The organism is Mesorhizobium sp. B2-8-1 (assembly GCF_006440955.1).
Taxonomy (GTDB): domain Bacteria; phylum Pseudomonadota; class Alphaproteobacteria; order Rhizobiales; family Rhizobiaceae; genus Mesorhizobium.
The window spans coordinates 23,459-29,458 of the sequence record NZ_VFTX01000018.1 but is presented as its reverse complement, the minus strand read 5'-3'; the positions used below and the strand labels follow the sequence as shown (position 1 = coordinate 29,458).

At 62.5% G+C, this 6,000-nt stretch carries 5 protein-coding genes; 1 reads left to right on the top strand and 4 read right to left on the bottom strand.

Annotated features, from left to right (window positions below; all coding sequences use genetic code 11):
* The first annotated feature begins 472 nt into the window (after positions 1-472).
* Entirely contained in the window at positions 473-2,212 is a 1,740-nt protein-coding gene (locus FJ428_RS29855) for a GspE/PulE family protein (RefSeq protein ID WP_140500966.1), read from the top strand.
* A 74-nt stretch (positions 2,213-2,286) separates the two neighbouring features.
* Here the strand turns inward: FJ428_RS29855 and FJ428_RS29850 are convergent, their stop codons facing one another.
* Genes FJ428_RS29850 through FJ428_RS29835 form a run of 4 tightly spaced genes read right to left on the bottom strand, consistent with a single transcriptional unit; the run spans position 2,287 to position 5,567 of the window.
* The gene (locus tag FJ428_RS29850; protein ID WP_140558626.1) at positions 2,287-3,012 is read right to left on the bottom strand and encodes a DUF3299 domain-containing protein; all 726 of its coding nucleotides are present in this window, start codon (positions 3,010-3,012) and stop codon (positions 2,287-2,289) included.
* Positions 3,009-4,214, bottom strand: a complete 1,206-nt coding sequence (locus FJ428_RS29845; RefSeq protein ID WP_224519201.1) for an FtsX-like permease family protein — start codon at positions 4,212-4,214, stop codon at positions 3,009-3,011. Before FJ428_RS29845 ends, FJ428_RS29850 begins: the two co-directional genes overlap by 4 nt.
* A 47-nt stretch (positions 4,215-4,261) precedes the next feature.
* Complete coding sequence (locus FJ428_RS29840; protein WP_140880765.1) at positions 4,262-4,984, bottom strand: ATP-binding cassette domain-containing protein; 723 nt, start codon at positions 4,982-4,984, stop codon at positions 4,262-4,264.
* Position 4,985: 1 nt separating this feature from the next.
* Positions 4,986-5,567, bottom strand: coding sequence for a DUF2796 domain-containing protein (locus FJ428_RS29835; protein ID WP_140500972.1), 582 nt, complete (start codon positions 5,565-5,567; stop codon positions 4,986-4,988).
* Positions 5,568-6,000 lie beyond the last annotated feature (433 nt).

Sequence of the window (6,000 nt, the reverse complement as noted above, 5' to 3'; positions counted from 1 at the left end):
ACAAGGACGGCACCATGATGCTGCTCGGCGACGCCAAGAAGATGACCGAGGAAATCGTCAAGGCCATGGATCACTGAGATTGATACGCCCGGCAAGGCGATGAAGCGGGAAGGGCTCCAGCCACTCCAAGCCTGCTCATTCCAACGCGGCGCAGTCTGCGGCCCTCGGCTACGATCGTCACGGTCGCATGGGTCATGACGATTTCCCACCAGCTGCTGGCGGGCGTGACGCTTGCCTTGGTCGAGTGGGGTTCCGCAATATTGGCGGCGATATGTGGGTGTAGCGAAAGATTCTCAATCGCTACCTCGTGTGGCACCCGGTTCACCGTCTGGTGGGAGTAGAAGGGGCACGGGCTCTTGACACCCATACCGCACAGCCTTCTGGTCTGGCGCAGCTTTCCGGGGAACCGCCGGGTCCGGAATCGTACGTCAGGCAGACCGCTCTGCGGACTAAACCGACAGACGGATTCGGCATGCGCAAGCCGGCGTCCATTGTGCTCAAGGGTCAAGTGCGACAGGTACGTTCAATGAACCCACAGCTTACAGACTTACACTCGCTCTTGTCGTCCATGGCCGGTGCCGGACTGGCGAGCCGCGAGGCTACGCGGGGCCTTTTCGGTGAGAGCACGGCCTCGCGAGCCTCCGACCTGCACCGCCTGATCGAAGCGCAGATCGTCGACGCCGATGCCCTCGCAGGCTTCCTGTCGTCCTATTATGGCGTGCGGCTTCTCGACCGGCACCAACTCGCCGACTACAGGCCCGTCGCGCAGAATCTCTCAAACCGATTTCTTGTGGAGAACTGGATCGCGCCGCTCACGGCGCCTGACGGGAGCGCCGTCATAGGGGTTCTCCACCCTGGAGACGCAGACCCGATAGAGGCGCTGCGATCCGTTCTCGACGGTGACGTCGAGGTCTGCGTGGTTCCCGCACCCGACCTGGAATCCTGCTTGGAACGTCTTTCCGGCACCCAGGACGTTGCCCAGGCCACCGGCGAAGGAGCAACCTCCGAAGCGGCTATCGCAAGCCTGCGGGATCTCGCGAGCGGCGCGCCGGTTGTGGTTGTCGTCGACGACATCTTCCGGCGCGCGCTCGACCTGAGGGCAACCGACATCCACCTCGAACCGATGCGCGGACGGCTCGTGATGCGTTTCCGTATCGACGGCGTCTTGCGGATCATGCCTCCGCCGCCGCACGAAATGGGCGATGCGATCGTGTCGCGAATCAAGGTTCTCGCCGGCCTCGACATCACCGAGCGCCGCAAGCCTCAGGATGGTGCGATGCGCCTTCCCATCGGCGACCGCGAAGTCGAACTGCGCGTTGCCACCCTCTCCTCCATCCATGGCGAGACCGTCGTCATGCGCATCCTGCACCGCGACAGCGTCCTGCTCGATTTCGCGGGCGTGGGCCTGGATGACCAGGAACGGCAGACGCTGAACCGGCTCCTTGAGCACACCCACGGAATGATCGCCGTCGCCGGCCCGACCGGCAGCGGCAAGACGACGACGCTCGCCGCCGCGCTCTCGAAGCTAAACGATCCGGGCCGCAAGATCGTGACCATCGAGGATCCCGTCGAGTACCAGATCCCCGGCATCGTGCAGTCGCAGATCAACTCGGCGATCGGCATCACCTTCTCATCCGCGATCCGGACGTTCGTGCGACAGGACCCCGACGTGATCCTGGTCGGCGAGATACGCGACGGCGAGACGGCACGGGCCGCCGTCCAGGCAGCGCTCACCGGACACCTCGTTCTCACCACGGTCCACGCGAACACCGCGGCGGCGGCCTTCACCCGTATGCGCGACCTGGGTGTCGAGACCTATCTGCTGGTCGGCGCCGTACGCGGCATCATCTCCCAGCGCCTGTTGCGGCGGCTCTGCGATCACTGCAAGCAGGAAGGAATTCTTCCGGCCGAGACTTTCTCCTCCGACTCGCGTTACCAGGCCGTCGGGTTCTCCCAGGGCCAGAAAGTGTTCAGCGCAGTGGGCTGCGGCCGTTGCAACGGCACCGGGTATCGAGGCCGCATCGCCGTGTTCGAGATCCTGGTCCTCGAGGAGGCTATCATCGAGCTCGCTTCACAAGGAGCAGACCACTCCAGGATCGAAGCGCTCGCGCTGGAGCGGGGCATGAGCACGATGGCGCATGACGGTGCCAGGAAGGCAGGGCAAGGTCTCACCTCGCCGGCGGAGGTGCTCAGGGTCACCGGGTTTCGCTGAGCGCATCCATCCACGTCCGTGCCTGCCTCTGACCCGCGGACTGGCGGTTGGCATCGCCTCCGCAGGACTGGCCACTATTGCCCGCCACCTTCGCCTTGATAGGGCTCGATGCTTTCGCTCTCCAGGACGTAGCCCGAAGCAACTTCGCTTGAACCGTCCACAAAGGAGAGGTCTTTCCTTTCGGACTGCACGCGCATCGTGCCGGTTATCATCACGCCCTCGAACAGGGCCGCAGGCGCGTACGGAGCGGTGGATTTCAAGTAGATCACCTGGTTCGGCGGCGGTGGCGGCTCATGGATGCACGCACCGAAATAGGGGACCAGCAGGAACTCCGTCGTACCGTCCGGGTTAAAATCCAGGGGCAGCAGATAGCCGGCGATGGCTACCTGCGCCCCGTCCAACTTCTTCTCGGTGAGGGTTCCACGCCTCTCGATCTCCGTAGCCCAGGCGACGTATCGTTCGTAAAGCGCATCAAGATCGACGCCTTGCTTTGCAAGTTTCTCCCTGTCGGCGTCGACCCTTTTTTTGGCTTCGTCGCGCTGAAGGGCAAACTCTTCGCTCAACTCGCCCGACGGGTGACCTTTCCAGTATAGGACATTTCTCAGGGCCTCCTGCTGCTCAAAAGGAAGTTCGTCCGGGAAATTTGCCAGCGGTTCTGTCGGCGGGATCAGCATCTCCCATTTCAGCTGGGTTGCGGCCTCGCTGAATGCCGCGCCGCAGCCCGCGCCCAAAACGGCCAGGATGAGAGCGATGCAGCGCAACATCGACCTCGCGTTGCCGAGGAATCCGGAAGTCTTCATGTTCTCACCATCATGCCATCTGCGAGTGACATCCTGTAGGCGCGACAGGCCGGCAGGAACCCGGCGGCCATCCCGCCGATCAATATTGCCAATAACAACAGGGCATCGGTTGCGGATGGGGGCTGAATGCCGATGTCGATGCCGAACTGTCTGTCAACAAGCGGGCGGGCCACCACCAGGACCGCATAAAGTGCCGCCGTTCCTATTGCGATTCCCGCTACTGTCAGCAGTGTCGCCTCTCCGACAAGAAGTCCTGCAACCGTGCCGGGCTTTGCCCCCAGCGAGCGCAATATCGCGATCTCACGCCGTCGCTCGTTGAGCGTCGACAGGATCATTGCCGACAAGCCGAGCATCGAGGTCACCACGACCATCGCGGAGACGCCAAGCAATGCGGTCTCGGCGGTGGCGACCAGTCCCCACATCTCCTGCAAGGCGACCCCCGGCAGCACAGCCGAAAGAGGCTCGGCCCTGTACTCGTTCACGCCGCGCTGGAACCCGATGACTTGCAGGCGCGACTTCAAGCCGATGATCGCGGCGGTTACCGCCTTCGGAGCAATGGTCATCTGCCGCAGACGGTCGGCCGGTGTAACTTGTCCCGGGATCCGTGAACCGGACCGCCAGTCGACATGAATGGCCTCGATAGCCTTGAGACTGACATGGAGGGATTTGTCCACCGGCGTGCCGGTACGTGCCAGTATGCCGGACACGCGAAACGGGAGGTCGTCATGCTGCGGCCCAAGGGAGCCCGCACCGTGCGCGACAGTGATCTTGTCGCCGATGGAATAGCCAAGCCGGCTCGCAACATCCGAGCCGAGGACGACATCGAACAGGTCGTCAAAGGGTGCGCCTGCGGCAAACGTCAAGGCCTGGCCGCCGCGATATTGGAAGTGCTCGAAGTAATCCGGAGTCGTCCCGATGACGCGAAAGCCGCGATGGCTGTCGCCAAGTGAAAGCGGAATTGCCCAGGCTACCTGCGGGCGCGAAACGATGTCTTCGTAGCTGCGCCAGGTGACATTGTTGGTCGCGTTGCCAATGCGGAACACCGAGTAGAGAAGGAGCTGCATGGCACCCGATCGGGCGCCAATGACCAGATCCGCACCAGACACGGTCCCGGCAAAGCTGTCTCGCGCGCCACTGCGCACCTTCTCGACACCGAGCAGAAGCATGACGCTGACGGAGATCGAAAGGATCGTCAGCAACACCGTGATCCAGCGGTTGCGCAGCGATTGCAGAGTGAGACGTGCGACAATCATGCCCGGGCTCGGCTTTTCGACGTTGTAAGGATGTCGTTGAGCTGGATCGCCCGCGTGAAATGCTGCGCCAAGCGGCGGTCGTGACTGACCATGATCAGAGTTGCCTTTGTGGCCTCGATCTGGCCGAACAGCAGGTCGAGAAAATCCTGCTGCCGATCGTCGTCGAGAGCCGATGTAGGCTCGTCGGCGACAACAATATCGGGGGAGCCGATGAGCGCCCGCGCCGTCGCGACGCGTTGCTGCTGACCGACGCTCAGGGTGGCCGCCGTCTGCTGCCCGATATCCGCCGGAAGTCCCAGGGTCGACAAGAGGCGCCGGGCTTCGCTCTCCGCGCCTCCCGCGGCCGTTGCGCGGGCGCGACGTTCCGGCGCGAAGCTGAGCGGTAACAGCACATTGTCGATGACGGCGCCGTAGGGAAGAAGATTGAACATCTGAAAGATGATGCCAAAATGTTCCGCCCGAAACCGATCGCGCCCGCTGCCGCTCAATTCGTCAAGCCGTTGCCCGAGGACTTCCAAGCGCCCAGCTTGCGCCAACGCGATGCCTGTCAGCAAGCTGAGGAGCGTCGATTTTCCGCTACCGGATGCGCCAAGCAGCAGAAGACGCTCACCGCGGGAAACTTCGAACTCGCCGATTGAGAGGCAAAACGGGTCTCGCGCGTTCCACCTGTATTCGACGCCGTGCAAGCGCACGGCGTCCGTCGCGGCGTCCGCGTTCATCTCATCTCTCCAGATAGCGCGCCTCGCGGGACACCTCGAAAGCGGTCTGTCCATTGGCATCGACGACCGTCACGCCGAGTTTCCAGGATCCGGCGAAGCGATCGAAGAAGGGGAAGTCGAGCCACGCGGCCTGGGCAGTATCCGCGCAGGCGAGAGCATAAGTTGCTCGGAACTCGGTGTGATGGGTCCCGTGCTCTTCAGAACCCGCGGCCTCACCAGCCTCCGCGGTAGCAGGGTGGTCCTCATGTTCTTCCGCGACGACTTTGACGTCGGCGGAGGTGACGGTGCACCCTGCGGAGTCGGGCATCGCGAAGAGCTTCAAGGGTTCCTTAAGGTCGGCGAGCGCGGTCTCGACGGCGCTCTTCTGCTCCGCGGTTTCAGCTTCGTGCTCAAACCCGACAATATCCATGCCAGGGGCAGCGAGCTCCATCTCAACATTGTTGGCCTCGAAAGCGATCGCCAATGTCCCGTGTCCATGAACATGTGGTCCAAGCTCTCGACGATCTTCTTCTGCGTGCGCCGTCGAAATAACAATAAACATGCCAGCGGCAAACAACGTCCCGGTGTGGTGATGCAATCCCATCTCTGTCTCTCCAGATCGATATGGTCATTAGCCGCCATAACAAGTGTCGGCGCGTTGCGCGACCGCGAGAAGCGGCAGTTCAGCCATCCATTCAAGCTCGCGAAGGGCCGCGGATGTCGTAGTGTGAAGAGAGTTCTCTGGTGTCCGGGCGCGCCGCAGTCGCGACCCAGTCGATCGCGTAGAAGGTGAGCTCGGAAAGGACATGAACTGCCGCAGGCGCCGGCAGTGCGGCTCCCATGGAGCCGATGATGCATATGTCACAACGGCCCTGGGACTTGTCGTCGTGGTGCCCCGACGCGGGCCCTTCTCCGGATCCTGCGAGCGACCGCTCGAAGCTGGATAAGAGCAAGCCGTTTCTATGCGTCGGGCCATCGATGTGTCCGAAAGCAAATGCGATATGGAAGAGCATGCCAAGCAATGTCACCCAGGCTAT